Source organism: Rhodobacter aestuarii (assembly GCF_900156655.1).
Taxonomy (GTDB): Bacteria; Pseudomonadota; Alphaproteobacteria; order Rhodobacterales; family Rhodobacteraceae; genus Rhodobacter; species Rhodobacter aestuarii.
Map to the genome: position 1 here is coordinate 148,531 of NZ_FTOG01000008.1, position 25,844 is coordinate 174,374.

Below are 25,844 nucleotides of genomic sequence, written 5' to 3' on the forward strand. Positions count from 1 at the left end.
GGCATCCTCAGGCACTACCTCAGAGCCAACAGGAGGTGTTGTTCATGCGCGTTTTGACCAGCCTGCTTCTTGCGGTGCCTGTGGCGCTTGGCCTTGGGGTCGGGGCGGCTTCGGCCAACCCGCCAACGCCCGCGCCGCAAATGATCGAGGATTTCACCATGCAGCCTGAGACCCGCTGGCGCTTTTTTACCGATGGGGTGATGGGCGGCATTTCAACCGGCGAGCTTTTGATGATCACCGGTGATGGCCCGCCGCATGCGCGGATGACGGGCCATGTCAGCACCGCCAATCGCGGCGGTTTTATTCAGATGCGTCATGACCTCAACGCGCCGCCGCCGGCGGGCACGCAAGGCCTGCGGCTCATCGTGCGCGGGAACAACCAGCGCTATTTCGCGCATCTGCGCACCAAGGGCACGCTATTGCCGTGGCAATATTACCAAGCGCCGTTTGAGGTGACCGAAAGCTGGCAAGAGGTGCAGCTGCCGTTCAGCGCCTTCAAACCCTCTGGCCGGATGCTGCGCGCGGTGCCAGACCCGCATGCCCTGACCTCGGTGGCTGTCGTCGCCTATGGGCGCGACCACGAAGCCGAGGTTGAGGTGCGCGAGGTCGGCTTTTACTAAGCGCCAAGGGGCTGCAGTTGAACGGGGCCGAAGTTAGACCGCGGCGAGTGCGACGGCCAAATCCCCATAGCCAGTGAAACGGCGTTCATAGGTAAGGTTGAGCCTTTTCGCCGCCTCTTCCGCTTTGGTATCCAACGCCGGGTCATTCGTCTGAGCGAGAAAAACCAGCTTTTCGTAATTGCCAAACATCATCGGGATCAGATCGGGATGGCGGTCAAAGCCCATCGGCTTCCAGACAAAGGCCTCAAACTGTCGCACCAGAAAATCGGTAAGGTAGAAGGCGGTGACTTCGGTTTCGGCATGGGCGGCGAAGGTGTCATTACCTTCAAAAAACGCATAGCAATGCGGGCCCGGCACCATCTCCACCCCAAGTTCGGCGCATTTCGCCTGCAACTGTCCCCCGGTGCCGCAATCGGCATAGACGATGTAGATCGTCTCATAGGCGGCGCGGTGTTTTGCGACGGCGGCTTCCACGGCGGCGGTGATCCGCTCGGGGTAAAGGTGCAGGTTTGCGGGCAGGCAAGTCAGGTCGAGATGATCCCAACCATTCGCCGCTTTCAGCGCCAAAATCTCGCGGGCGAGCGCACCGCAGGCAATCAGCAACACGCGTCCACGCCCCTCGGGAGGCAGACCCGCAACAGTCAGACTCTGATCAGAAATCATTTGAGCTGGGTCACTCGACGCGCTCAAAGAGCCGCATCACCGCCGCGCCAATCAGCGCTGCGAGGCCCATCAGCATCAGCGGCACCCCCGCATGCAAGGCCACGGCAATCGTGACCGCCGCAGCCAAGATGACCGCGATCAGCATGATCAGGAAATGGGGCAGGGGCATTGGCTGCATCATGGGCGTTCTCCTTACCTCAAATATGGGACGGCTTCTCCCAAAGGAAAAGGCCCCAAGCGTAGCTTGAGGCCTTTCTGGTTCACATTTCGTTGCGTCAGACGCGATTTTGCCTGACTTTGCGGCACGACGGGCTCAGGCGCCCATCTGGTTGTGCTTGCGCGCGATCATGTCTTTCGCGATTTCCACCGAAATGGCGGCATCGCGGCAGTAAGCATCGGCGCCGATGGCTTTGCCGAATTCTTCGTTCAGCGGGGCCCCGCCGACGAGCACCAGATAATTGTCGCGGATGCCTTTTTCTTTCATCGTGTCGATCACGACCTTCATGTAAGGCATCGTGGTGGTGAGCAGCGCAGACATACCAAGGATGTCGGCTTCTTCACGCTCAAGCGCTTCAAGGTAGTTTTCGACCGGGTTGTTGATCCCGATATCCACCACTTCGAACCCCGCGCCTTCCATCATCATCGCCACAAGGTTTTTGCCGATGTCGTGGATGTCGCCCTTCACGGTGCCGATGACCATTTTGCCCATACGCGGCGCGCCGGTTTCCACCAGCATCGGCTTCAGGATCGCCATGCCGCCCTTCATCGCATTCGCCGCCAAAAGCACTTCCGGCACGAACAGAATGCCGTCGCGGAAGTCGTTGCCGACAACCGTCATGCCCGCGACCAGCGCTTTGGTCAGGATGTCATAGGGCGTCCAGCCACGCTCGACGAGGATGTTAACCGCCTCTTCGATCTCTTCTTTGAGGCCGTCATAAAGGTCATCGTGCATCTGTTGCACGAGTTCTTCGTCGTCGAGTTCCGAGAGAATGATGTCGTCTTCATCGGCCATGGGCGTTGTTCTCCTGAGCGTGGGGATGTTTCGGTGATGCGGTGAAAGTGGCGGGGTTACTATTGTATTTGCGACATGCGGCGTTCTGTCACCGACGCGGGCACGATGGCATAGGCAAAAGCCGTGCCACGGAAGCACTTAGTTTGCACGGTTGAGTTGTGGCGGCGAATCCCTTGCGCAATGTTCTCATTTCGTTCTAATTTTCGCACATGAGTCTTACTGGATCCCTTCCGCTTGATTTGCCGCCCCCCGATCCGCGCCAACGGCTGCGGGCGCGGGGCGCTGCGGCCAATCCGGCGGGGCGATTTGAACCCTATGCGCGGCTGGTCGAATCCGATGGCTGGGAGATCGCGGAAGAAGAAAAGCTTTTGCGCACAGAACTCTGTGTGGAGCGGCCCAAATCCATCATCACTCGCAACACCAGCCCCGATGTGCCGTTTGACCGTTCGGTGAACCCTTACCGGGGCTGTGAGCATGGCTGCATCTATTGCTACGCGCGGCCCACACATGGCTATTTGGGGCTGTCGGCGGGGTTGGATTTTGAAACCAAGATCATTGCCCGGCCCGAAGCGCCCGAACTTTTGGCGCGTGAGCTTTCCAAGAAGGGCTATGCCTGCGCGCCGATCGCGATTGGCACCGCGACCGACCCTTACCAACCGGCTGAGGCCGCGCAGGGGATCGTGCGGGGCCTGTTGCAGGTGCTGAGCGATTTCAACCACCCCGTTTGCCTGACCACGCGCGGCGCGGGGGTGATGCGTGACATGGATTTGCTTGCCGATATGGCGGCGCGCAATTTGGTGCATCTGGGTGTGTCGCTCACCACGTTGGATGAAGATTTGGCTCGTAAAATGGAGCCTCGCGCGCCAAGCCCGCAAACCCGGCTGCGGATGATCCGCGCCGCCGCGCGGGCGGGGGTTCCGGTGCGGGTGATGGCCGCGCCCATCATTCCGGGTCTCACCGATCACGCGCTGGAGGCGATCTTGACCGAGGCGCGCCGGGCGGGGGCGCGCGCCGCCGAGATGATCGCCCTGCGTCTGCCCAATGAGGTGGCGCCGCTTTTTGCCGATTGGCTCGCCCGCCACTACCCGCTGCGCGCGGAAAAGGTTCTGGGCGCGATTGCCGCATTTCGCAGCGGCAAGCTCAACGATCCGCGCTTTGGCAGCCGGATGGAGGGCGAGGGGACCGAGGCCGAGTTGTTGGCGCGCCGGTTTGAAGTGTCGTGCCGCCGCCTTAGTCTTGCGCGCTATTTGCCGCCGCTTGATGTCACGCGTTTTGCTGTGCCGCCAAGGCCGGGCGAGCAGTTGGAACTGTTCTGACCTTTCGTGCATCACGCGCCCTTTCAATTGGCACAGCTTTCCCGGTCCGGAAGAGGCTCTCGCGATCTTCCGGCCACAGGGGCAGTCTGGCAAGCGTTAGTTCGCAGCGGTTGCTTAGCCGCGGCGACGGCCGCGACGCTCGCGGCTCGGGCCGGGGTCGTCGCCGGTGCCATCGGTGTTCGACGAGAAGGCCCCCAATTTCTCGGTGACATCTTCAAGCGTCGGGCGCGGCCCGCGTTCACGGGTCGAAAGCGCCTCGTGCATCGCTTTGAGGTGCTCGGGCATGGTGCCACAGCAGCCGCCGATGATGGTGGCGCCCGCGTCGCGCGCGAGGCAGGCGTAATCGCCCATCAGCGCGGGGGTGCCATCATAATGGATGTGGCCATCATGGTATTTCGGGATGCCCGCATTGCCCTTGGCGATGATCGGGCGCTCGGTGCCCGAAGACACAAAGCCCATGATCGTGCGCATCAAATCAGCCGCGCCAACGCCGCAGTTCGCCCCAAAAGCGAGCGGCGGGTTCGGCAGTTTTTCCACAAGGCTGGCGAGCTGCGCCGAGGTCACGCCCATCATCGTGCGGCCAGCGGTGTCAAAGCTCATCGTGCCACACCAATCCATGCCCGCAAGCTTCGCGGCTTCCGCAGCGGCCTTGAACTCTTCGGGGGCAGAGATCGTTTCCACCCAAAGCACATCCGCGCCGCCTTCTTTCAGCCCTTCGGCTTGCTCGTGGAACATTTCCACGGCGAGTTCATGGGTGAGCGTGCCCATCGGTGCGAAAATATCGCCCGTCGGCCCGACCGAGCCGCAAACCGCAACCGGGCGGCCCGCTTTATCGGCCACTTCACGGCCGATTTCGGCGGCGACGCGGTTCAACTCCCGCACCCGGCCTTGGGCGTTGTGCAGTTTCAGACGGCTGGCATTGCCACCAAAGGAGTTGGTCAGAAACAGATCCGAGCCCGCATCCACGGCAAAGCTGTAAAGCTTGGCGATCCGGTCGGGGTGGTCAACGTTCCACAATTCTGGCGGTTCGCCCGAAGACAGGCCCATGTTGAACAGGTTTGTGCCCGTAGCGCCATCGGCCAGCAGCCAGTCACGGGTTTGCAGCAGACGGGTAAGCGTGTTGGTCATCGGGCCTCTCCTGATCCGGTCGCGCTCTCCCTGCCAGAACCGGACGAAAAGTGCAAATTCCTTTCACTCAAGATGATCTTGAGGCACGCCACAGATTACGGACCATTTCAAGCGCGGGCGTCGGAGCCGGTTCATGGGCCGTAAGCGGGGCAGGGCGGTGGATTGCGCGGGCAATTTCCACCCCTGCCAGCGCCAGCGCCGGGGCCGAGGGGGCCGCGATATAACGCGGGCTCAGGTTCGGCGCGAAGCTCATTTTGAACTGGCGCAGACCCGCCGCTCCGGCACCTTTTTCCGCGCGCCGCCAGATATGCGCGGCGGGGCCGCTGATGTCTTCGGCGCGCGGCGGCAGGGCCGCGAGCGACAGCCGTTTCACCCCCGCCTGCGCGGCAGCTTCAAGCGCGCCATTGATCAGCGCCTGCATCGTGCCATCGGGGGCGTCTTCCCCCGGGCGCATCAGATCCAGCACCCATTCGGTGCGGTTGGCGTGAAAGCTCGCAAAGCCGACCAGCTTGCCCTTCACATGCGCAAGCATCACTTGTTGCTGGCGCACATAATCGGGGGCAAAGCGACCCATCGAAAAGCCCCGTTCGCCGCCGCGCGCGCCGCGCCAATGATCGGCAATCGCAATCATCTCGGCCATCGGCAGCGGCCCTTCGGCGGGGGTGATGGTCAGGCCCGCCTTTGCGGCCTTGCGTAATTTGCGGCGCAGACCCGAACGCGAGGGGCAATCGAGCGTATAGCTGCGCGGGTCAAGCCAAACTTCGGTCGCGACCGGTGCGACGACCCAGCCAGCTTTGCGGGCAAGCGCCGCCGTACGTCCGGAGACTTTATAAAGGCTGGCACGGCGGCCTTCTGCCCGTGCGGCTTCGCGCAAGGCATTGAACATCCCACCCGACGGCGCGGTGCCAAAGGGCTCCAAGAGCGCCACAAGCGTTTGCCCGGCGCGGCCCGCCATCCAACCGCCCGGCGCGCGGTCACAACGCAACACGCCCAGATTGCCTTGGTGCATCAGCCCCAGTTCGGCTTGGCGGTCTTGTGCGACCAGATGCGAGATTTGCGGGCAGTCCATCGGCGCGGCAACAACTTGCGGGGCATCGCCCGCACGTGCTGGGCGCAATGCAACCACGGCCATTGCGGCAAGCGCAGGCACACCGAAATAGGCAATCCGCCAGGCGAGAATCGCTGCCAAAAGCTCGGGCTCGGGGGCCGAGGGCAAAAGCGAGATCAGGGTGATTTCAAAGGGGCCAACCCCACCGGGCGTGCCCGAAACAAAGCCCGCGCCAAGGGCGAGCAGAAAGGCCGGGAACAGCGCCAGCAAGCCGATATCGGTGCCAGAGGGCAAAAGCGCCCAAAGCGCAAGCGCGGCAAAGGCGGTGTCAATCAGCGCGAGCGCGAGGATTTGCGCCATCACCGCAGGGGCAGGCAAGCGCAGCGTGAGGCGGCCAATTTTTAGGCCCGGCAACAAAAGTGCGGCCAAGGCCAGCGCGCCGCCAAGCGCAAGACCCAAAAGCGCAAAGCCCTGCACAGTGGCCAAAGACAGGCCCGGCAAGCTCACGGGGGCAATCAACAACACATGCGCGGTGAGCACGGCCCATGAGATCAGGAAGGTCGCGGCAACGGTTGCGGTGATTTTTGTGGCGCGCGCGAGCGAGGTTTCGGGCAGCATTCGCCAGCGCACCAGCGCCCCAGATACGAGCCCAAAACCAATGGTTTGGCTCAGCGCAATCGAGGTCCAACCGGCGCGGCGGGCGGGGCGCGCGGCGGTGCCGGTGCCCAAAAGGCGGTGGATGATCGCATCATATTGCGCAAGCGCGGCAAAGCTGACGAAGGTTGCGGCGAGCGCGAGGGCCCAATGGGCAATGTCTACGCGCGCAAGGGCAGCCATCACCGCCGCGCCATCGAGCATGGCCAAGCGATCGCGCAGCGCCCACAAAAAGGCGCCCACAAGGACGATGCCGAGCACTTGCCGCCCCGCAGCAGCGCCAAAACGCAAAGGCCGCGTTGCCCCCTCGTCTGAGGTAAGTTGCGCAGCGACGGCCGTGCCCTTGCGATGATCCGACATCTGATCCCCTCTCTTTACCACATATCCCCGGTGCTCGGGTTTGCGCCTCTAAGGGAAAGAAAGGTTTAAAATCGAGGTATCAAATCCAAAGATGGTATGCAGAAATTAACCCTGCCAAGCCGCGCCTTTCGTTTGAAGATCGCGTGCTAAGGCTCAGCTAAAAAAGAAAAAACCGGCTCCATAAAGAGCCGGCTTTCGAAACGCGGTCTGGGCAAATGCTCAGCCGACTTCGGTGATTTGTTTCATCGCTTCGCGCATCGCCTCGCCAACTTTGGCGCGGATCTTCGCCTCATCGGCGACGCCCGCCAGATCTGCGACCAGTTTGCGGATCACATCTTCTTGGCCCGCTTCCTCGAAATCCGCTGCGATCAACGCACCGGTATAGGCCTCTGCTTCTTCGCCGCTTTTGCCCAGCAGTTCCGCCGCCCATTGACCGAGGAGCTTCACAGACCGCGCCTCAACTTTAAATCGCAGTTCCGCATCATGCGCGAATTTGGCCTCAAAGGCGTGTTCGCGGTCGTCAAAAGTGGTCATCTGGTCCCCCCAAATCAGTTGTTATCCCAGATATGGTTTTTTTGGCCTCTTGCTGCAAGACCTCATAAAGCCGCGCCGGGGTGATTGCGCTAGCACGAAACGCAACCGAGAGACGCTCTATTCTAGCATGTTGGCCGTGAAGGTGCACCGATCTTCTTGCGGCGCGAGGCGGCTTGGCCTATAGGGGCCGAAAGGGGTGCCCCGAGGGCAAGACCCCAGATTGGGTCAACGGACCCGCCCAGTATCGGAGAGCCCATGGCACCGCGTCGCAAGAAAATCTATGAAGGCAAGGCAAAGATCCTTTACGAAGGCCCCGAGCCCGGCACTTTGGTGCAATACTTCAAGGATGATGCGACCGCCTTCAACGCGCAGAAGAAAGCGACGATTGAGGGTAAGGGCGTGCTCAACAACCGCCTGTCCGAGTTCTTCATGAACGGTCTGACGAATGTGGGGATTCCGAACCACTTCATCCGCCGTTTGAACATGCGCGAGCAACTGATCCGTCAAGTGGAGATCGTGCCGCTTGAAGTGATCGTGCGCAACTTTGCGGCGGGTTCGATTGCGAAGCGTTTGGGCCTTGAAGAAGGCACACCGCTGCCGCGCCCGATCGTGGAATACAGCTACAAAAACGATGAACTCGGCGACCCGCTCGTGCCCGAGGAATATATCATCGCCTTCGGCTGGGCGAACCAGCAAGACCTTGATGATATTGTCAGCCTTGCGCTGCGGGTGAATGACTTCTTGTCGGGCGTGTTCTTTGGCGTTGGCATCAAACTGATCGACTTCAAAATTGAGATCGGTCGTGTTTGGGATGGCGATTTCATGCGCCTGATCATTGCCGATGAAATCAGCCCCGACAGCTGCCGCCTTTGGGACGTGAAAACGAACCAAAAGCTCGACAAGGACGTGTTCCGCCGCGACCTTGGCTCGCTGACCGATGCCTATACCGAAGTCGCGCGGCGGCTGGGGGTTTTGCCCGCCAATGCCACGCCGATGAAGCCCACCTTGATCAACTAAAGAGGCCGAAGATGAAAGCGCGCGTGCATGTGATGCTGAAAGATGGGGTGCTCGACCCGCAAGGCGAAGCGGTGCGCCACGCGCTTGGCCATCTGGGCTTTTCGGGTGTTGAAGGTGTGCGTCAAGGCAAGGTGATTGAGCTGGATCTGGCTGCCACCGACGCCGCTGCCGCCGAGGTTGAGGTGAAGGCGATGTGCGAGAAGCTGCTCGCCAACACCGTGATCGAGAAATACACCGTCGAGATCGCCTGATTTGGGGCGGGGCTCACGCTTGGGCCCCGTTTCCGTCCAAGCCCAGAAGAACGCAGGAGCCCTTTCGCAATGAAAGCCGCCGTCATCACTTTCCCGGGGTCGAACTGCGACCGTGATCTTGCCGATGCCTTTGCCAAGGCGGGCGCTGAGGTGGTGCGGGTCTGGCACAAAGACACCGAAATTCCGGCGGGCACCGATGTTGTGGGCGTGCCGGGGGGCTTTTCCTTTGGCGATTATCTGCGCTGCGGCGCGATTGCCTCGCGCTCGCCGATTGGCCAAGCCGTGGTCGATTTTGCCGCCAAGGGCGGCCATGTGATCGGCATTTGCAATGGCTTTCAGGTGCTGACCGAAATGGGCCTGCTGCCGGGGGCGCTGATGCGCAATGCCTCGCTGAAATTCGTCTGCCGCCCGCAAAAACTGGCGGTGGCGACGACCAATAGCATCTTCACCGAAGGCTATGCGGCAGGCGCCGAAGTGACCTATCCGATTGCCCACCATGACGGCAATTATGTGATCGACGCCGAGGGGCTGAAACGCCTTGAGGGCGAAGATCGCGTGGCCTTCCGCTATATCGACAATCCGAACGGCTCCACCGCCGATATCGCGGGTGTGCTGAGCGAAAACCGTCGCGTGCTGGGCCTGATGCCGCACCCTGAGCGTGTGGTTGAAGAGACCCAAGGCGGCACCGATGGGGCGGCGCTTTTCCGCGCGCTTTCGGGTATGCTCGCCCAAGCGTGATTGCTGGGGGCCGCGGCTTCGCCTAATCTGCCCCCATGCCAGAGACCCGCTTGCGCCTTGATCCACCGACCCGCGCCGAGACCCGTCGGCGTATCCGCCGCGCGGCCTATCGCGCTTTGGCGGTGGTGGCGTTGGCGGCAACGATTGCCGGGATCTGGCTCACCAATATCTGGCTGACCGAGCGGTTTACAGAAACCACGCGGATGCGCACCGAATTGCGGCTCGCGCTTTATTCCGGCAACATCTTGTCAGAGCTTCAGCGCACCTCTGTGGTGCCGCTGTTGTTGGCGCGTGACCCCGAATTGAACAAATCGCTGATTTCGTGGGATTTCTCGACCACTTCGGGGATTTTGATTGCCGCGCGCGACGAAGTTGGTGTGGCCTCGATCCGGCTTTTGGATCTACAGGGCCGGGTGGTGGCTGCGACGGACCGCAATGTGCTCGGCACCGTGTTCAACGATGCGCCCTTCTTTGTGGATGCGCAGCGCTCGCGCGATACGATTTTTACCGCCGTCAAAGGCGTCACCGGCGCGTCCGATTTTGTGTATTCCCGCGCGATGATCTCCGAAGGCAAGCTGATCGGGGTGATCGTGGTGGGGGCCGATCTTGCGCGTTTTGAACGCGCTTGGGCGGGCATTTCCGATGCTGTTGCAGTGATGGATAGCTCGGCCCAGATCGTTTTGGCAACCGAGCCACGCTGGCGCGGCATGACGATGGAAGAGGCTTTGGCCGTACGGTCGGCCCCTTCGGCGATTGAGCGCGCTTTGCAAGCCACGGCGGATTGGGCCAATGAGCCGCCCGATGCTTGGGTCTCTGGCCAAGCGGTGATGCGCACCGAAGCGCGGCTGCCGTTTCGCGGTTGGCGGATGGTGGCGTTCACGCCCTACACCTCGGTGCGCGACCGGGTGAATGCTGTGATCGCGCTTGAAATCATGGGCTTTGCGGTGCTGCTGGCGCTTGGGTTCTACTTCGTCTCGCGGCGCGCCAAGGTGCAATCGGCGGTCTATCGGCGCGAATCTGCGGAACTGCGCGCGCTGAACGCGCGGCTCAAACGCGAGATCGCGGAGCGTGAGCGGGTGCAAAAAGACCTCTCGCTTGCGGAGCAAACGCTGGAACAAAGCTCCAAACTTGCCGTGCTGGGCGAGATGTCTGCCGCGGTGAGCCATGAGTTGAACCAGCCCTTGGCGGCGATGAAAACCTATCTGGCTGGCGCGCGGCTTTTGCTGCAACGCGAGCGGGTGGTGGAGGCGCTGTCGTCGTTCCAGCGCATCGACGATCTGATCGAACGGATGGGGGCGATCACGCGGCAACTCAAATCCTACGCCCGTAAGGGCGGCGATGCGTTTGAGCCGGTGGATTTGCGCGCGGCGCTATCGTCTGCCTTGGCGATGATGGAGCCGCAGCTGAAGGCACGCACGGTCAAGATCACCCGGAGCCTGCCGCGTGGGCAGGTGATGGTGATGGCGGACCGCATTCGGTTGGAGCAGGTGATCATCAACCTTTTGCGCAATGCGCTTGATGCCACCAAGGGGCTACGCACGCCGCATATCGAGATTGCGCTCGAGGCCGATGAAATGGCGGTGCTGACGGTGCGCGACAATGGGCCCGGTATCACCGATCTGGAAAAACTGTTTGAGCCGTTTTGGACCACGAAGAAACCGGGCGAGGGGACGGGGCTGGGCCTTGCGATTTCCTCGTCTATCGTCAGTGATTTTGGCGGTCGCTTGACCGCGCGCAATGCCGCAGATGGGGGCGCCGTATTTGAAGTGCGGCTGCCGCGTTTGACGGCGGGGATGAGTTTGTCTGGCAACGGGCAAAGGGCAGCGGAGTAACAAGAATGCGCATGATGAAGGTGGCGATCGTCGATGACGAGGAAGACATCCGGCAATCCATCAGCCAATGGCTGGCGCTCTCGGGGTTTGATACCGAAAGTTTTGCCTGCGCAGAAGATGCGCTGAAAGTCATTGGCGCCGATTGGCCAGGGGCCGTGATCACCGATATTCGCATGCCGGGCATGGATGGGATGGCATTTCTCAAGCGCTTGATGGGGCTTGATAGCGGGCTGCCAGTGATCATGATCACCGGGCATGGCGATGTGCCGATGGCGGTGGAAGCGATGCGGCTTGGCGCGATGGATTTCATGGAGAAACCCTTCAACCCTGACCGGATGACCGAGCTTGCCAAACGCGCCACCCAAGCGCGCAGGATGACACTCGATGCCCGCGCTTTGCGCCGCGATTTGGGCGAGGGCACGAAGGTGATGGGCAAGCTCATTGGCACCTCGGCGCAAATGGAACGGCTGCGCGAAGATGTGCTCGATATTGCGCAATCTGATGGCCATGTGCTGCTTGATGGCGAAACCGGCACCGGCAAAACGCTTGTGGCCCATGCGCTGCATGCCGCTGGCACCCGGGCGGGCAAGAAATTCGTCACCATCTCTTGTGCGGCCTATACCGAAGACGCACTTGGTGAACGGCTCTTTGGCCCGGTGGCCGAGGGGGGCGGGTTGCCGCTGGTCGAGGAAGCGCGCGGCGGTACTTTGGTGCTCGAAGATATCGAGGCGTTGTCGAGCGGTCTTCAGGCCCGGCTTTTGACGCTTTTGAACGAACAAGGCAGCCCGGCGGAAACCCGGATCGTGGCGATTTGCAACGCCCATGGCGAGGGGCGGATGCTCGAAGACCTTTTGCGCCCCGATCTTTATTTCCGCTTGGCCGCGCATAAAATCACCCTGCCGCCGCTGCGCGCGCGTGGCGAAGATGTGTTGACGCTGTTCACCCGGATGGCCGAGCAATTTGCCGATGATTACGGCTGCGACGCGCCCGAAGTCAGCGCGCAAGAAGCCGCACAACTGCTACAAGCGCCTTGGCCTGGCAATGTGCGCCAGCTGATCAATGTGGCCGAACGCGCGGTCTTGCAAGCGCGGCGCGGGCAGGGCTCCATTGCCTCGCTTTTGATGGCCGAAAGCGATGAGCTGGGCGCCGCCATGACCACCGAGGGTAAGCCGCTCAAGGAATATGTCGAAAGCTTCGAGAAGATGCTGATCGACAATACGATGCGGCGTCACAAAGGCTCCATCGCGGCGGTGATGGAAGAGCTTTGCCTGCCGCGCCGGACGCTCAACGAAAAAATGGCGAAATACGGCTTAAGCCGTGCCGATTACACCTAAAGTTGTGTGCATCCGTGCGTCTGATGATTATCGTTAATCATTTCTTGATGAAAAACAGATTGTATTCATCTGCTCTGCGTTGTTAATGTCGCAGTGTCGGCGGGACTATTCCCGCCCACGGAATTCGCTGATTTCCGAGCCGATGATCTTCGCGGGTGCGAAGCGGGCTTTGGGTCATCCGATTGGTCGAAAGACCGCTTTCACACCCTCAGGGCCTAGAAAACCAAGGGGGTTTCGTCATCATCGCGCGGCCTGCCGCGTGTTTGGGAAGAACCGCGATGGAGCGCGCAAGGGCAACTGAGGTGAGGACGGGCGGGCCACAACTGGCCGCCGCCACCCATTTGCGTGCCAGCGCTCCCGCCTCAACGACAAACCATGCCAGCCTCGCCTTGCCCGCACGATCCAGGTCGTGGTCAGGGCGCGCGCGCGCATGGGGAACCAGGATTAATGGCAAAGAAAATGCTTATCGATGCCACCCATGCGGAAGAGACCCGCGTTGTGGTGGTGGACGGCAACAAAGTCGAAGAGTTTGACTTTGAAACCATCAACAAACGGCAGCTCGCCGGAAACATTTATCTAGCAAAAGTCACGCGGGTGGAGCCTTCGCTCCAAGCGGCGTTTGTGGATTACGGTGGCAACCGCCACGGTTTCCTCGCTTTTGCCGAGATCCATCCCGATTACTATCAAATCCCGACGGCGGATCGTCAGGCGCTTTTGGAAGAAGAGCGGCTTGCGGCTGAGGCCGAAGAGGCTGAAGAAAACCGCCCGCGCTCGCGCCGTTCGCGCTCCCGTTCGCGGTCGTCTTCGTCCGCCCCTGCGGCGAAGGCCGAAAAGGCGAGCAACATCGATGCCGTGGTGCGTTCGGAAGATATTCCGGGCATGGCGGTGATCGAATCCGGCGAAGAGGGCGAGGGGGAAGAACCCACCGTTTTGAGCGAGGCGCCGGAAACGGCGCTGGTCTCCACGCCTGAAGCTGCCGCACCCGAGGCAGACGAGAGCGCCCCGATGGAAGGCGATGCGCTAGACGCGCCCGTCGCGGAAGCCGCATCCGAGGAAGAAGAATCCGTCGAGGATGTCGTGGCGGAAGCCGTGGCCGATGCGCTTTCGGTTGTGGCCGAAATGACCGAAGAAGCCGAAGAGGTGGACGCGGAAGAAGCCGAGGACGGCGAAAGCCACGATCACGACCACCACGCGCATCCGGCAGAAGGCGATGACGAGATTGAATCCGTCGCCGAAGAGGATGTGCAGGAAGAAATCCGCGCGCCGCGTCGCCCGCGTGCGCGCCGCTACAAGATTCAAGAAGTGATCAAAGTGCGCCAAATCATGCTGGTGCAAGTGGTCAAGGAAGAGCGCGGCAACAAAGGCGCGGCGCTCACCACCTATCTGTCGCTCGCTGGCCGCTACTGTGTGCTGATGCCGAACACCGCGCGCGGTGGTGGCATTTCGCGCAAAATCACCAATGCTGCCGACCGTAAAAAGCTCAAAGAAATCGCCGCCGAGATGGAAGTGCCGCATGGCGCAGGCCTGATCATCCGCACCGCGGGCAGCCAACGCACCCGCACCGAGATCCGCCGCGACTATGAATATCTGATGCGGCTGTGGGAACAAATCCGCGACCTCACGATGAAATCGGTCGCGCCTGCGCCGATCTACGAAGAGGGCGACCTGATCAAGCGCTCGATCCGCGATCTTTACTCGAAAGACATCGACGAGGTGCTGGTCGAGGGCGAGCGCGGCTACCGTGTGGCCAAGGACTTCATGAAAATGATCATGCCGTCCCACGCCAAAAACGTGAAGCATTACGCCGAGCAATTGCCGCTGTTTGCGCGGTTCCAGGTCGAAAGCTATCTGGGCGCGATGTTCAACCCGGTGGTGCAGCTCAAATCGGGCGGCTACATCGTGATTGGCGTCACCGAAGCGCTGGTGGCGATTGACGTGAACTCGGGCCGGGCCACCAAAGAGGGCTCGATCGAAGATACGGCGCTGAAAACCAACCTTGAGGCCGCCGAGGAAATCAGCCGTCAGTTGCGTCTGCGCGACTTGGCGGGCCTGATCGTCATCGACTTCATCGATATGGAGGAGCGCAAGAACAACTCCGCCGTCGAGAAGCGCCTGAAAGAGAAACTGAAAACCGACCGGGCGCGCATTCAAGTGGGCCGGATTTCGGGCTTTGGTCTTTTGGAAATGAGCCGTCAGCGGCTGCGCCCGGGGATGCTGGAAAGCACCACCCAGCCCTGCCCGCATTGCCACGGCACCGGCCTGATCCGCTCGGATGACAGCCTTGCACTGCAAGTGCTGCGCGCGATTGAGGAAGAGGGCACGCGCAAGCGCTCGCGCGAAGTGCTGGTGAAATGCCCGGTCGCGGTCGCCAACTATCTGATGAACGCCAAGCGCGAGCATATCGCCTCGATCGAGGCGCGATATGGGATGGCGGTGCGGATTGAAGCCGATCCGAGCCTTGTGAGCCCCGATTTCTCGATCGAGAAGTTCAAAACCGCGACCCGGATCGTGCCCGATCCGATGAGCACGGCGGTGCATGCGAGCGCCGAACTGATGGCCGAGATCGACGAGGAAGAGATCCTTGAGGAGGAAGAGGACGAGGTCGAAGAGGCCGAAGCCGAAACCACCGAGGCCGAAGAGGCGCCGAAAAAGAAGAAACGTCGTCGGCGTCGGCGTAAGAAATCGGGCAATGGCACCGAGGCGGGCGAGTCTGGTGATGCCGACGGCAGCGATGCGGACGACGACGAGGCTGATGAGGGCTCCTCTGACGAGGACGAGGCCGCTGAGGATGCTGCGCGTGCGGCCGCTGCTGCGGAACTGGCCGAGGTTGCGCTGCCCGAGGTGACGGAAACCGAAGCGGGGGCGTCGGAAGCGGAAGGCGAGGCGGTTGCGGAGGAAGCGGCGGAAGATGCGCCGAAACCGAAGAGAACCACCCGCTCGCGGAAGAAAAAGACCGAGGACGGCGAGGAGCCCGCGCCCAAGAAAACCACCCGCTCGCGTTCGCGCAAAAAGGTTGAGCCGGTGGCAGAGGAAGCCCCTGTCGAAGCGACGCCCGAAGCTGCGCCGGTGGAGCCGGTGAGTGAAACCGTTGCTGAAGCGCCTGCCGAGCCTGTCGCGGAAACGCCGGTTGAGGTGGCACCCGACGTGGCGCCGGAGCCGGTGGTGGAACCCGCGCCCGAGCCGCAAGCGGAAGCTGCGCCGGAACCGGAGCCGAGCGTCGAACCCGTCGCTGAATCTGCCCCCGAACCTGTGCCGGAGGCGCAAAGCGCGCCCGAGGCCCCCGCTTCTGAGGCAGAAGAGGGCGGCGAGCCGAAGCCGAAGCGCCGCGGTTGGTGGTCCATCTGAGGCCAATGCGCCAGAACTTAAAATTGCAAACGCCGGGCCTCGTGCTCGGCGTTTTGCGTTGTGACCGCTTCGACTTGGCCCAAATATCCTAGGGGTGAGTTTGGCGCAGCCGAAAAGGGGGCCGCGCCCTCACAACACTTAATGCTGTCTTAGTCTTGCGTGTTTTGCTGCGGGCCGCGCCGCACAAGATAGCGCAGCACAGCGCCCTCATCCGTCGCGCTTTCGAGCACATGGCCCGCATGGGTGCAAAAATGCGGCACGTCGATCCAACTGGCGCGGTCGGTCGCGATCATTTCCACCAGCACACCTTCGGGTTGGGCCAGCAACGCCTTGCGCAGGCGCAGCACCGGCAGAGGGCACAGAAGGCCGCGCAGATCAAGGGAAAGGGCAGGGGTGTCGCTCATGCGCTTGGCCTAGCGCCGCACCACGCGCCTGTCCACGGCAATGTGAGCGCCGCGTCAGATCACAGCAGATGACGGCGCGCGCCTGCAATGCTAGGACGGGGCCATGTTCGGGATCGACATCATAGATGCAGCCTTTCTGCCCGCCGCCTTCGCCGCTTTTGTGGCGGGGGTGATCTCGTTCCTCAGCCCCTGTGTGCTGCCCATCGTGCCGCCCTATCTTGCCTATATGGGCGGTGTGACCGTGTCCGAGATGAGCGCGGGCAAAGCCGCTGCGCGTGGCCCTGTGCTGCTGGCTGCGCTTTTCTTTGTGCTTGGGCTCTCGACCGTTTTCTTGCTGATTGGTCTTGGCGCCTCGGCACTTGGTCAAGCGGTGGGCTCTTGGCGCGATGAATTGGGCAAGGTCGCAGGCGTTGTCGTGATGATTTTTGGCGCGCATTTCCTTGGCATCTATCGAATCGGCTTTCTCGACCGCGAATTCCGGCTGGAAACGGGCGATCAGGGGGGCTCGGCGCTTGGTGCCTATCTACTCGGCCTTGCCTTTGCCTTCGGTTGGACGCCTTGCCTTGGTCCAGTGCTGGGCACCATTGCTTCGCTTGCGATGGCAGAGGGCAGCCTTGGCCGTGGCATGGGGCTTTTGGGCGTCTATGCGGCGGGGCTTGGTTTGCCCTTCTTGCTGGTCGCAGCGTTTTTCCCCGCGCTTGGCGGGGCGATGGCCTTCATGCGCCGCAACATGGGCCGGATCGAGAAAATCTCTGGTCTCCTTTTGTGGACGGTGGGGCTTTTCATGCTGACCGGGCAACTCTCTGATTTCTCGTTTTGGATTTTGGACGTTTTCCCGGCGCTTGCCGAATTTGGCTAAAGCCGCACCTGCGCGGAAACGCGCAGCCTGACGGGAACTTGCTTTGACCCATCGCCCGGCGCGCGCTATAGGGTCGGCACTATCCACGGGGGTGCCTTTTGATCCGCTTCGTCCTGTCTTCAATTGGGGGGCTTTTCTCCTGGATCGTCACGGCGCTGTTTTTCGCCGCGCTGACGGTTGGCGCGATTTTTTGGATGTATGGGCGCAACTTGCCCAGCCATGAACAGTTGGCCCAATACACTCCCAAAACGATCAGCCGGATTTACTCGGGCGAGGGGCGCTTGATCGACGAATTCGCGCAAGAGCGGCGGATTTTCGTGCCGATCAGTGACATTCCCGATGTGGTGAAACAGGCCTTTGTCTCTGCCGAAGACCAAAACTTCTATATCCACAAGGGCTATGACGCGCGCGGGATCATCGCGGCGGCCTATGCGGCGATCAAATCCGGCGGGCGCAATGTGCGCGGCGCCTCGACGATCACGCAGCAGGTGATGAAGAACTTCCTGCTTGATGGCTCGCGCTCGGCGGAACGGAAGATCAAAGAATTGATCTTAGCCGCCCGCGTGGAAGAGGCGCTCTCGAAAGACCGCATTCTTGAGCTGTATCTGAACGAGATTTTCTTGGGTCAAAACTCCTATGGGGTGGCGGCGGCCGCGCAGACTTATTTCAACAAAACGCTGAGCGAACTCAGCGTCGGCGAGGCGGCCTATCTGGCGGCTTTGCCGAAGAAACCGGCCTCGCTGCATCCGGTGCGCGACTATGAAGAGGCGCGACTGCGCCGCAATTACGTGCTGCGGCGGATGTATGAAGACGGCCATATCGACCAAGCGACTTTGCAAGAAGAGCAGGCGAAAGAGCTGAAATCGGTGCAGCGCGGCGATTACCCGGCCTTCCGCCAAGCTTTGCCGCCGCGGGATTATTTCACCGATGAAATCCGCCGCCAGCTGTCAAAAAGCTTTGGGCAGGATGAGTTCTTTGGCGGTGGTCTAACGATCCGCGCCACGGTTGATCCCGATTTGCAAAAGCAGGCCGCGAAGGCGCTGCAACATGCGCTTGAAAAATATGACCGCAACCTTGGCGTCTGGCGCGGCACCGGGGCGACGATCCCGGCTGATCAACTGGGCGAGGAACGGCTGTGGCGTGCGGCGCTTGCCGATGTGCCCACCGACAAAGCCCCCCGCGATGTTGAGGGTTGGTATCCGGCCGTGGTGCTGGAACTGGGGGATAAATCTGCCCGGATCGGCATTGAAGGCATCGAGGAAGATGCTGACGGCCATTGGATCCCCGCCGATGATGTGACTTGGGCGCGTAAGCTTGGCAAAGATGGCAAGCTTGGTCCGCGCGCCAAGCGGGCCTCTGATCTGGTTGATGTGGGCGATGTGGTGCTGGTGCGCGCGGTCACCAAAGACAGTGATGGCTCTTTCGTGCGCTGGTCACTGCGGCAGGTGCCGCGTGTCGAGGGCGCGTTCATGGCGATGGATGTGCACACGGGCCGCGTGCTCGCGATGCAGGGCGGGTTCTCGTATCAAAGCTCGGTCTTCAACCGCACCACACAGGCGATGCGCCAGCCCGGCTCTAACATCAAACCGATCGTCTATGCGGCGGCGCTCGATTCCGGCTTTAGCCCCGAGACGATCGTTGTGGACGCACCGATTGAGGTGAACACGCCGCAAGGGCTGTGGCGGCCGCAAAACGCCTCGAACAAATACTACGGGCCGACGCCGCTGCGCACCGGGCTTGAGCAATCGCGGAACCTGATGACGGTGCGGATTGCGCAAGAAATCGGCATGGATACCGTGGCGCGCTATGCGGAGCGGTTTGGCGTTTATGACCAGATGGGCCCCTATTTGGCGAACGCGCTTGGGGCGCAGGAAACCACGATGTATCGGCTCATTTCGGCCTATGCGATGTTTGCCAATGGCGGCAAGCGGCTGGAGCCGACGCTGGTGGACCGGGTGCAAGACCGTTGGGGCCGCACGATCTATCGGCACGACCAAAGTGATTGTCTCGATTGCGCCGATCCGACCTTGCCCGAGGGGTTGGGGCCGCGCGTGCGCACCAATTCGGAGCAGGTGATTGATGCGATCACCGCCTATCAGATGATCTCGCTGATGGAAGGCGGCGTGAAGCGCGGCACGGGCACGGGCGTGCGGCTGCCGGTTCCGGTTGCCGGCAAAACCGGGACGACGAATGACGCGAAAGACGTGTGGTTCACGGGCTTTACCTCGAATATCGTCGCGTCGTGCTACATGGGCTATGACCAACCGCGCGGGCTTGGCCGGGGCGCTTATGGCGGCACGCTTTGTGTGCCGGTCTTCAATGAGTTCATGCAAGAGGCGATCAAGGAATATGGCGGTGGCCGCTTCAAGGTGCCGCCGGGGGGCTATTGGCAGAACTTCAACCGGTTCACCGGGGAAAAACTGCCCGATGGCGTGTCGGGGGATTTTGTGCAGGCCGAATATCTGCGCGAAGATCAAGACATGCGCGGCCTTGGCCTGATTGTGGATGGGGGCTTTGCCATGGGCGCGGACCTGCCGCTTTTCGCGCAGGGTGAAACCGATACCGGCACCACCGTCACCACCGCGACTGGCAAGACCCGCGTGATCCCGAAGAAAGCCGATTTCGGCACCTTGTCTGCCGGTGGGCTTTACTAAGCCTTCCTCGCGTTTCACGACACCAAGGATTGGGCGCCCCAGCGGGCGCCTTTTCTTTTGCCGCGGTGTTTTGGGGGCAGGACGTGGCGGGGCTGGGGGTCTTGTTCTTGCGGTTGCTATGCATGAAAAAGGGCGCCCTGCGGCGCCCTTTTCTGGTTTCGCAACCTCTGGCGTTTGGCTTAGCGCGGTTCCGCTTGCAGCCCGCGCAAGATTGCCCAGCACATCAACAGCAAGATCACCGTGAAGGGCAAACCGGTGGAGATCACCATCGCTTGCAATGCGCCTAGGCCGCCCCCGATCAACAGCACAATCGCAACCGCGCCCTCAAACGTGGCCCAGAACACGCGCTGCGGCAGCGGTGCGTCGACCTTGCCACCCGCCGTGATCGTGTCGATCACCAGCGAGCCCGAGTCCGACGAGGTCACGAAGAACACGATCACCAGCACAATCGCGACAACCGAGGTGATGGAAGACAGCGGCAGCCCTTCGAGCATCGCAAAAAGCGACAAGGGCGGGTTGTAGCTGTCAATCACATTGGCTTTCACCGCCGAATTGACCGGGTCAGAAAGCACTTGGTCAATCGCCACACCGCCAAAGACGGCCATCCACAGCACGCAGACGATGGAGGGGATGATCAGCACACAAACCACGAATTCGCGCACCGTGCGGCCCCGCGAAACGCGCGCGATGAACATGCCCACGAACGGCGACCAGCTGATCCACCACGCCCAATAGAAGGCCGTCCAGCCTTGGCGATAGCTATCATCCTCGCGCCCGATCGGGTTCGACAGCGGAATGATATCTTTCACATAGGCCACCAGACCCTCGCCGAAATCGGTCAAGATCAGCATCGTCGGGCCCGCAATCAGCACGAACAGCAGCAAAAGCGCTGCAATCCCCATGTTGATTTCGGAAAGCACCTTCACACCGCCATCAAGCCCGCGCAGCACCGAATAAAGCGCAACGCCGGTGATCACGGTGATCAGCGCGACCTGAACCGGAATGCCCATCGGCACGCCAAAGACGTGGTTGAGCCCGGCATTGGCTTGTTGAGCGCCGAAGCCAAGCGAGGTGGACAGGCCAAAGAGCGTGGCAAAAACCGCGATAATGTCGATCAGATGCCCGGTCCAACCCCAGACCCGCTCACCAAAAATCGGGTAGAAGGCGGAGCGGATCGTCAGCGGCAGGCCCTTGTTGAAAGAAAAGAGCGCAAGCGCCAGCCCCACCACCGCATAGATCGCCCAAGGGTGCAGGCCCCAGTGATAGATCGTTGCGGCCAAGCCCATTGCTTTGGCGGCTTCGACATTTTCGGGGATGATGTTGCCCGCCGCGTCAAAGGGCGAGGGCGTGCCCAAAGGTGCCGAGATGGCCATGTGATAGACCGGCTCCAGCACGCCAAAGAACATCAGTCCAATGCCCATGCCCGCCGCAAACAGCATCGCAAACCAGCTTTTGTAGCTGAAATCGGGGGTGGCGTCTCTGCCGCCAAGCCGGACCGCGCCCCAAGGGCTGACGATCAAGAGCAGACAAAAGAGCACAAAGACGTTGGCCGCCGACAGGAAGAACCAATCGAAGCTTGAGGTGAGGGCCGGACGCAGCCAGCCAAAGATGCTGGCGGCTTGTTCCGGCAGGGCCAGCGCGTAAAACACGAAGGCTACGACCGAGAGCGCGGAAATCGCAAAAACCGGGTTATGAATGTCAAACCCGATCGGACCCCATTGGCCCTCGATATTGTGCTGACCAATTTCGTAATCGGTGTCGATCAGTTCTGTTGCGCCTTCGGGGGCGGGAATCCCGGTCACCGGATCTGGTTCACCATCGGGAATGGCAGTCCCTGCACTGTCTTCGGGTTCGGCCATATGCCGTCCTCCTGTCGTTTCTATTGTCTTTATGGGGCGGGCGTGCGGACGCCGCGCCTAGGCACGCACCAGAAACACCGAGGCCCGCACATGATTGGCGAGCGCCCCGCCATGTGAAGACCAAAGGTAATCGGTCACATTGGGAAGATGGGTGGCCATCACCACCAGATCAGTGTGAAGCGTGTCACAGGCCTTGATCAGCGCTGCATCAAGCTCGGCTGCGGGATCGTGACTGATCAGCAGATGGCCCGCCGCATCGTGACCATGCGCAGCGCTTTCATTCGCAACGAAGCTGTTGAGTTTTTCCTCGACCTCGGCCGGGGTGCGGCCAAGGGCGTTCGGTTCTGGGCTGGTGACGGTGACATAGATCACCTGTGCGCCGTTTGTTTTTGCCAGATCGGCGGCGATGCTCAGCGCCTTACCCTGTGAGGGCAAGTGGCGCAGATCCACCGGAACCATGATCTTCTTGAACATATTCAGCTTTCCCCACTTTTCCGCGAGGTAGCCTAGGGATGCGGGAAGGGGATGTCCACCCGGGGGCGGGCAGATTGTCGCAGTTGCGAAGGGCGTATGCCGCAAGGCCGCGGCGGGACTGGCGCGGTATTTGGGCTGCTTCGCCTTGTTCTTGCGCCGATCTTAGCGCGGCCTTCGGGTCTGGGCCGTATCTGGCGCAAGCCGCAGATGCATGGCGGCGAAAGCAGCCTCGGCCCCCGAGACGGCCAAGGCGAGACGATCTTCATCGGGCAAGAGCCCGGCAATCAGCGCACGGGTTTCGCGCCAACGCATCGCTGTCGCTTTGCCGTGGCGTTGAAAGTAGCGCGTGGCGGTGCCGAGTTCGTCGCCAAGGCTGTTGCGCAATCCACGCAAGATCACCAGTCCGCCAAGCCCGGTGCCTTCATGCACGTAAAGCCACCCCGCCGCATGGGCCGGGCAAGGTGCAGGCGGCGCAGGTGTTTGCGTGGCCGTATCAAGCCCCAGATCGGCCAGATCGGCTTCCAATGCGGGCAGGGCGGCGCGCTCTGCCAAGCTTTGCGGCGGCAGATGCGGGGCGAGGGCGGCATGGATCACCGGTTCATAGCGGGCGAAATGCGCGTGTAACCGCCCAAGCACCGCCGTATATTGCGCATGTGTCACCTCTGGCGCGGTCAGATCGCGCATCACCGACACGGCCTCAATCCGGGCATGAGCGGCAGAGGTCGCTTCTTTCAACACCGTCATGCAATGGTCGACATGGGCCGGTTCTGGGACACGCGAGAGATCAACCATGGCGCCGCTGCTCCCCCGCAAGCAGGCTGCGCAGATCCGCCACGGGCATTGGGCGGGCGAAATGGAACCCTTGTAGCACGGTGCAGCCAAGTCCGCGCAAAACCTCGGCGTGATCGCGCGTCTCAACGCCCTCGGCAGTGATGTCGATGCCAAGCGATTGGCCGATTTCCACAATCGACGCGACCAGTTTGCGCGCGGAGTCAGATCTGACAACAGGTTCAATCAGTTGTCGGTCGATCTTCAAGCGATCCGGGCGCAAGGTCACAAGGCTGACAATCGAGGTGCGCCCGGTGCCGAAATCATCAACCTCAATCGGAATTCCCATCTCGCGCAGCCCGGTCAGATTGGCCTCCATCTCGGGCGTGAGCTCATCAAGATAGATCGACTCGAGCAGTTCGAAGGAAACCAACTCCCGGTGCGCGCCGATATTGCGCGCAGCCTCCAAGAAGCTCGGGTCTTGCAAACGTCGGGCGGAAACATTGAGCGAAAGCTTGGGGATCGTGAGCCCCTCGGTTTCCAGCCGCGCCAAATCCTGCAACGCGGCTTGCATGCCGATACTGTCGAGCGTGGCGACAAGGTCCAAATCCTCGGCCATGTCCAAGAACTGCGCGGGGGACAGGATGCCATGATCGGGGTGGTTCCAGCGCAGCAGCGCCTCTACCCCGCAAAGGGCAAAATCGCTGGCTTTGAATTGCGGCTGATACCAGACTTCAAACCGGCCCGAACGGATGCCTTCGCGAATATCCTCGCCAAGGCGTTGCTTTTCTTCCTGGCGGCGTTGCAGCACTTCGCTGAATTGGGTGACCCGACCACGGCCGTTGCGCTTTGACTCGTAAAGCGCGAGATCGGCCTGATAGAACAATTCATCGGCACCAACAGTGCCGGTGTTGAGCGCGATCCCGACCGAGGCGCCAATTTCGACCTCGCCACAGCTTAGCGTCACCGGGCGAGAGAGCGCTGCAATGATCCGGTCTCCCATCGCATCCAATTCCCACGGATGGGTGCCGGGCGCGGCCAAGATCAGGAATTCATCTCCGCCTACGCGGGCTGGGAAATCGCCGCTGCGCAAGACCCGCTTAAGCCGCCGCGCCACCTCGATCAGCAATTCATCGCCTGCCGAATGGCCCATCGTGTCATTGACCTGCTTGAACCGATCAAGGTCGATATGCACGAGCGCTGAGGGGCGGGTTTCGGCATTTTGCTCCGCCTCATCCAAGCGGCGCTGCAGATAGCGCCGGTTCGGCAAATCGGTGAGCGCATCATGCAAGGCGTTATGTTCGGTTTCTGCGCGCGCTTGGGCCAGTTCGGCTTCCGACTTTTGCCATTCAAACAGCCAGTCGATCTCGTTGAGGCCCATCGTCAATTCGCGCGCCGCGATCATCGCCTCGGGCTCCCAAGGCAGCGCACGATCGCGCACGCTTTCGCGCCACAGATTGAACGAGCCACGCGGGTGCAACCGTTCGCCCGCGGTTTCGGCGGTTACACGTTTGTAGGGATCGCCCGCCCAATGCAGGTCGGTTTCACGCGCGTTGCGCAGCAAGATCAGATCGTAATTGCACTGGCGCGGTTGGTAGATCAGCGCGCCCGCCGCCGCCTCGCCAAGTTGCTCTGACAGATCGGGCCAAAGCCCGGCGGCAAAATGGGTGGAGAACCCATCGCGGTCGACCCCATTCCGATGCGCCTCAAGCCGGTTGCGCAACGCGGCCATCAGCGGTTTGTCGGGCAAGTCTCCAAAGCTATAGTCGCGCCCATCAAGCCGATAGACCATGCCGTCGCATTGCATCAGCGCCAAAAGATCGGTGGCTTGATCGCGCAAGAAGGCATCAAACCCACCGGATTTTGGCCCCTGCAAAAGTGTGTTGCGCAATTTGCGCAGGCTTTGGCGCACATGATCAATCGCTTCAGCTTCGGACCGTTCGACCAAGCGCGCGATTGTGCTTGAGACCGCCTCGGCAAACAAACGGCAGGCCGAAGACCGCCCCGGCGTGAGCCGATAGGGGGCCGAATAATGGTGGCAGGCCAAAAGCCCCCAGAGCTTGCCACGCACAATCAGCGCGAGCGTGAGCGTGGCACAGACCCCCATATTCGAAAGGTATTCGAGATGCACCGGTGAAACACCGCGGATCGAACAATCTGACAAATCATAGGGTTGGCCCGTGCTTGGATGCAGGGGCGGCACAATCGCGACAGAGGCAGAGGCGACATCAACCACCGGCCGCACCCGGTTGCGCAAAAACAGCGCGCGCGCCTGTTTGGGGATGTCGGAAGATGGGAAGGACAGCCCTTTGAAGGAATGATCCACATGGGGCGCGAAGGTTTCGCCAATCACTTCGCCATTCCAGTCGGTGTCGAAGCGGTAGAGCATCACCCGGTCGTAGCCGGACAATTCGTGAAACCGCCGGGTGACGACCGTGGCCAGATGGCGCAGGTCTGCCTCATCCGCGCGGGTCAAACGATCGGTGATTTCGCTGATTTCGGTAAGCGCTTCGCCCACACCAAGGCCAAAGCCGACCACGTCATGATCGGCGCCTTCGTAGGTGTTGATTTCGACCCCCAATAACCCATCGGTGCGGAGCAGGCTGACCCAATGTTCCTGCCCGGTCTTGAGCCGAAAATAGCCAGTATTCATGGGCATTTGCCCTGCGGCAATGGCGCGGATCGTGGTGGCGTCGCGGATTGTGAAGAACCGCTCTACCGGGGTGCCCAAAAGCGCGCTGGCAGAAGCGCCAAAAAGGGGTTCTAGGTTGTCACTGGCGGCGGCAAGTGCCCCTTGATCGGGGTCGAAAAGCAGCAAGATCGAGGCAGATTGAATGGCCCCCGGCGCGTGAATCGGTTCTTGTTCGCACTTCACCAAATCAAGTGCGCTTTCCTTCAACTCATTCATAATCTTAACCTTTGCACCGAATAACCTACCCGGACTTTTCACCGGGTAAGTTTGATGCAAGGGAGC

The 25,844-nt window shown here is 61.3% G+C and carries 21 protein-coding genes; 10 read left to right on the top strand and 11 right to left on the bottom strand.

Going from position 1 to position 25,844, the window contains the following annotated elements; translation table 11 throughout:
* Positions 1-44: 44 nt before the first annotated feature.
* Positions 45-620 carry a CIA30 family protein gene (locus BW967_RS12600; protein ID WP_076485433.1) on the top strand — a complete coding sequence of 192 codons (576 nt, stop codon included), beginning with the start codon at positions 45-47 and terminating at the stop codon, positions 618-620.
* A 33-nt stretch (positions 621-653) separates the two neighbouring features.
* On the opposite strand, the gene BW967_RS12605 is transcribed toward BW967_RS12600, so the two are convergent.
* From BW967_RS12605 to BW967_RS12610, 3 genes are all read right to left on the bottom strand, one after another.
* Positions 654-1,283 (bottom strand): DUF1638 domain-containing protein, encoded by a 630-nt coding sequence (locus BW967_RS12605; RefSeq protein ID WP_076485434.1) that lies wholly within the window; start codon positions 1,281-1,283, stop codon positions 654-656.
* Positions 1,284-1,293: 10 nt separating this feature from the next.
* Positions 1,294-1,464, bottom strand: coding sequence for a hypothetical protein (locus BW967_RS18735; protein WP_170952663.1), 171 nt, complete (start codon positions 1,462-1,464; stop codon positions 1,294-1,296).
* Between the two features lie 132 nt (positions 1,465-1,596).
* Positions 1,597-2,295 carry a corrinoid protein gene (locus tag BW967_RS12610; RefSeq protein WP_076485435.1) on the bottom strand — a complete coding sequence of 233 codons (699 nt, stop codon included), beginning with the start codon at positions 2,293-2,295 and terminating at the stop codon, positions 1,597-1,599.
* A gap of 209 nt (positions 2,296-2,504) precedes the next feature.
* Here BW967_RS12610 and BW967_RS12615 point away from each other — a divergent pair, with 209 nt between their 5' ends.
* Positions 2,505-3,611, top strand: a complete 1,107-nt coding sequence (locus BW967_RS12615; protein ID WP_076485436.1) for a PA0069 family radical SAM protein — start codon at positions 2,505-2,507, stop codon at positions 3,609-3,611.
* Positions 3,612-3,725: 114 nt separating this feature from the next.
* Here the strand turns inward: BW967_RS12615 and bmt are convergent, their stop codons facing one another.
* The 3 genes from bmt to BW967_RS12630 form a co-directional block, all read right to left on the bottom strand.
* A complete protein-coding gene (gene bmt / locus BW967_RS12620) occupies positions 3,726-4,739 on the bottom strand; it encodes a betaine--homocysteine S-methyltransferase (RefSeq protein ID WP_076485437.1) in 1,014 nt (337 codons plus the stop codon).
* 67 nt (positions 4,740-4,806) lie between these two features.
* Positions 4,807-6,801 carry a phosphatidylglycerol lysyltransferase domain-containing protein gene (locus BW967_RS12625; RefSeq protein WP_076485438.1) on the bottom strand — a complete coding sequence of 665 codons (1,995 nt, stop codon included), beginning with the start codon at positions 6,799-6,801 and terminating at the stop codon, positions 4,807-4,809.
* A gap of 219 nt (positions 6,802-7,020) precedes the next feature.
* A complete protein-coding gene (locus tag BW967_RS12630; RefSeq protein WP_076485439.1) occupies positions 7,021-7,335 on the bottom strand; it encodes a DUF1476 domain-containing protein in 315 nt (104 codons plus the stop codon).
* 255 nt (positions 7,336-7,590) lie between these two features.
* Here BW967_RS12630 and purC point away from each other — a divergent pair, with 255 nt between their 5' ends.
* The 6 genes from purC to BW967_RS12660 all read left to right on the top strand — a co-directional run bounded on the left by purC (position 7,591) and on the right by BW967_RS12660 (position 15,852).
* Positions 7,591-8,352 (top strand): phosphoribosylaminoimidazolesuccinocarboxamide synthase, encoded by a 762-nt coding sequence (purC, locus tag BW967_RS12635; RefSeq protein WP_076485440.1) that lies wholly within the window; start codon positions 7,591-7,593, stop codon positions 8,350-8,352.
* Positions 8,353-8,363: 11 nt separating this feature from the next.
* A complete protein-coding gene (gene purS, locus BW967_RS12640; protein ID WP_076485441.1) occupies positions 8,364-8,603 on the top strand; it encodes a phosphoribosylformylglycinamidine synthase subunit PurS in 240 nt (79 codons plus the stop codon).
* Between the two features lie 69 nt (positions 8,604-8,672).
* Entirely contained in the window at positions 8,673-9,341 is a 669-nt protein-coding gene (gene purQ / locus BW967_RS12645; RefSeq protein WP_076485442.1) for a phosphoribosylformylglycinamidine synthase subunit PurQ, read from the top strand.
* A gap of 35 nt (positions 9,342-9,376) precedes the next feature.
* Positions 9,377-11,173 carry a sensor histidine kinase gene (locus tag BW967_RS12650; RefSeq protein WP_076485443.1) on the top strand — a complete coding sequence of 599 codons (1,797 nt, stop codon included), beginning with the start codon at positions 9,377-9,379 and terminating at the stop codon, positions 11,171-11,173.
* A gap of 5 nt (positions 11,174-11,178) precedes the next feature.
* Positions 11,179-12,507 (top strand): sigma-54-dependent transcriptional regulator, encoded by a 1,329-nt coding sequence (locus tag BW967_RS12655; protein WP_076485444.1) that lies wholly within the window; start codon positions 11,179-11,181, stop codon positions 12,505-12,507.
* A 447-nt stretch (positions 12,508-12,954) separates the two neighbouring features.
* Positions 12,955-15,852 (top strand): Rne/Rng family ribonuclease, encoded by a 2,898-nt coding sequence (locus BW967_RS12660; RefSeq protein ID WP_076485445.1) that lies wholly within the window; start codon positions 12,955-12,957, stop codon positions 15,850-15,852.
* Between the two features lie 149 nt (positions 15,853-16,001).
* Here the strand turns inward: BW967_RS12660 and BW967_RS12665 are convergent, their stop codons facing one another.
* Positions 16,002-16,256: a sulfurtransferase TusA family protein gene (locus BW967_RS12665; RefSeq protein ID WP_076485446.1), complete on the bottom strand. Its 255-nt coding sequence runs from the start codon at positions 16,254-16,256 to the stop codon at positions 16,002-16,004.
* 103 nt (positions 16,257-16,359) lie between these two features.
* Between BW967_RS12665 and BW967_RS12670 the strand changes: the two genes are divergently transcribed.
* Together BW967_RS12670 and BW967_RS12675 are read left to right on the top strand one after the other, a co-directional pair.
* Positions 16,360-17,115 (top strand): cytochrome c biogenesis CcdA family protein, encoded by a 756-nt coding sequence (locus tag BW967_RS12670; RefSeq protein ID WP_076485447.1) that lies wholly within the window; start codon positions 16,360-16,362, stop codon positions 17,113-17,115.
* A 98-nt stretch (positions 17,116-17,213) separates the two neighbouring features.
* A complete protein-coding gene (locus tag BW967_RS12675; protein ID WP_076485448.1) occupies positions 17,214-19,769 on the top strand; it encodes a penicillin-binding protein 1A in 2,556 nt (851 codons plus the stop codon).
* A 179-nt stretch (positions 19,770-19,948) separates the two neighbouring features.
* Here the strand turns inward: BW967_RS12675 and BW967_RS12680 are convergent, their stop codons facing one another.
* The 4 genes from BW967_RS12680 to BW967_RS12695 form a co-directional block, all read right to left on the bottom strand.
* On the bottom strand, positions 19,949-21,628 hold the full coding sequence (locus tag BW967_RS12680; RefSeq protein WP_083952218.1) for a BCCT family transporter: 1,680 nt from the start codon (positions 21,626-21,628) through the stop codon (positions 19,949-19,951).
* A 57-nt stretch (positions 21,629-21,685) separates the two neighbouring features.
* Positions 21,686-22,102 carry a universal stress protein gene (locus tag BW967_RS12685; RefSeq protein ID WP_076485449.1) on the bottom strand — a complete coding sequence of 139 codons (417 nt, stop codon included), beginning with the start codon at positions 22,100-22,102 and terminating at the stop codon, positions 21,686-21,688.
* A gap of 162 nt (positions 22,103-22,264) precedes the next feature.
* On the bottom strand, positions 22,265-22,894 hold the full coding sequence (locus BW967_RS12690) for a biliverdin-producing heme oxygenase (RefSeq protein ID WP_076485450.1): 630 nt from the start codon (positions 22,892-22,894) through the stop codon (positions 22,265-22,267).
* Positions 22,887-25,778: a bifunctional diguanylate cyclase/phosphodiesterase gene (locus BW967_RS12695; RefSeq protein ID WP_076485451.1), complete on the bottom strand. Its 2,892-nt coding sequence runs from the start codon at positions 25,776-25,778 to the stop codon at positions 22,887-22,889. The genes BW967_RS12690 and BW967_RS12695 overlap by 8 nt, the downstream gene beginning before the upstream one ends.
* Between the last annotated feature and the right edge of the window lie 66 nt (positions 25,779-25,844).

Bases quoted from the DNA above. Each gene is read 5' to 3' on its own strand.
- BW967_RS12660 (WP_076485445.1), top strand. From the start codon at position 12,955: ATGGCAAAGAAAATGCTTATCGATGCCACCCATGCGGAAGAGACCCGC.
- BW967_RS12695 (WP_076485451.1), bottom strand. From the start codon at position 25,778: ATGAATGAGTTGAAGGAAAGCGCACTTGATTTGGTGAAGTGCGAACAA.
- BW967_RS12685 (WP_076485449.1), bottom strand. From the start codon at position 22,102: ATGTTCAAGAAGATCATGGTTCCGGTGGATCTGCGCCACTTGCCCTCA.
- purS (WP_076485441.1), top strand. From the start codon at position 8,364: ATGAAAGCGCGCGTGCATGTGATGCTGAAAGATGGGGTGCTCGACCCG.
- BW967_RS12610 (WP_076485435.1), bottom strand. From the start codon at position 2,295: ATGGCCGATGAAGACGACATCATTCTCTCGGAACTCGACGACGAAGAA.
- BW967_RS12605 (WP_076485434.1), bottom strand. From the start codon at position 1,283: ATGATTTCTGATCAGAGTCTGACTGTTGCGGGTCTGCCTCCCGAGGGG.
- BW967_RS12670 (WP_076485447.1), top strand. From the start codon at position 16,360: ATGTTCGGGATCGACATCATAGATGCAGCCTTTCTGCCCGCCGCCTTC.
- BW967_RS12680 (WP_083952218.1), bottom strand. From the start codon at position 21,628: ATGGCCGAACCCGAAGACAGTGCAGGGACTGCCATTCCCGATGGTGAA.
- BW967_RS12665 (WP_076485446.1), bottom strand. From the start codon at position 16,256: ATGAGCGACACCCCTGCCCTTTCCCTTGATCTGCGCGGCCTTCTGTGC.
- purC (WP_076485440.1), top strand. From the start codon at position 7,591: ATGGCACCGCGTCGCAAGAAAATCTATGAAGGCAAGGCAAAGATCCTT.
- BW967_RS12625 (WP_076485438.1), bottom strand. From the start codon at position 6,801: ATGTCGGATCATCGCAAGGGCACGGCCGTCGCTGCGCAACTTACCTCA.
- bmt (WP_076485437.1), bottom strand. From the start codon at position 4,739: ATGACCAACACGCTTACCCGTCTGCTGCAAACCCGTGACTGGCTGCTG.
- BW967_RS12650 (WP_076485443.1), top strand. From the start codon at position 9,377: ATGCCAGAGACCCGCTTGCGCCTTGATCCACCGACCCGCGCCGAGACC.
- BW967_RS12655 (WP_076485444.1), top strand. From the start codon at position 11,179: ATGCGCATGATGAAGGTGGCGATCGTCGATGACGAGGAAGACATCCGG.
- BW967_RS12630 (WP_076485439.1), bottom strand. From the start codon at position 7,335: ATGACCACTTTTGACGACCGCGAACACGCCTTTGAGGCCAAATTCGCG.
- BW967_RS12615 (WP_076485436.1), top strand. From the start codon at position 2,505: ATGAGTCTTACTGGATCCCTTCCGCTTGATTTGCCGCCCCCCGATCCG.
- BW967_RS18735 (WP_170952663.1), bottom strand. From the start codon at position 1,464: ATGATGCAGCCAATGCCCCTGCCCCATTTCCTGATCATGCTGATCGCG.
- purQ (WP_076485442.1), top strand. From the start codon at position 8,673: ATGAAAGCCGCCGTCATCACTTTCCCGGGGTCGAACTGCGACCGTGAT.
- BW967_RS12600 (WP_076485433.1), top strand. From the start codon at position 45: ATGCGCGTTTTGACCAGCCTGCTTCTTGCGGTGCCTGTGGCGCTTGGC.
- BW967_RS12690 (WP_076485450.1), bottom strand. From the start codon at position 22,894: ATGGTTGATCTCTCGCGTGTCCCAGAACCGGCCCATGTCGACCATTGC.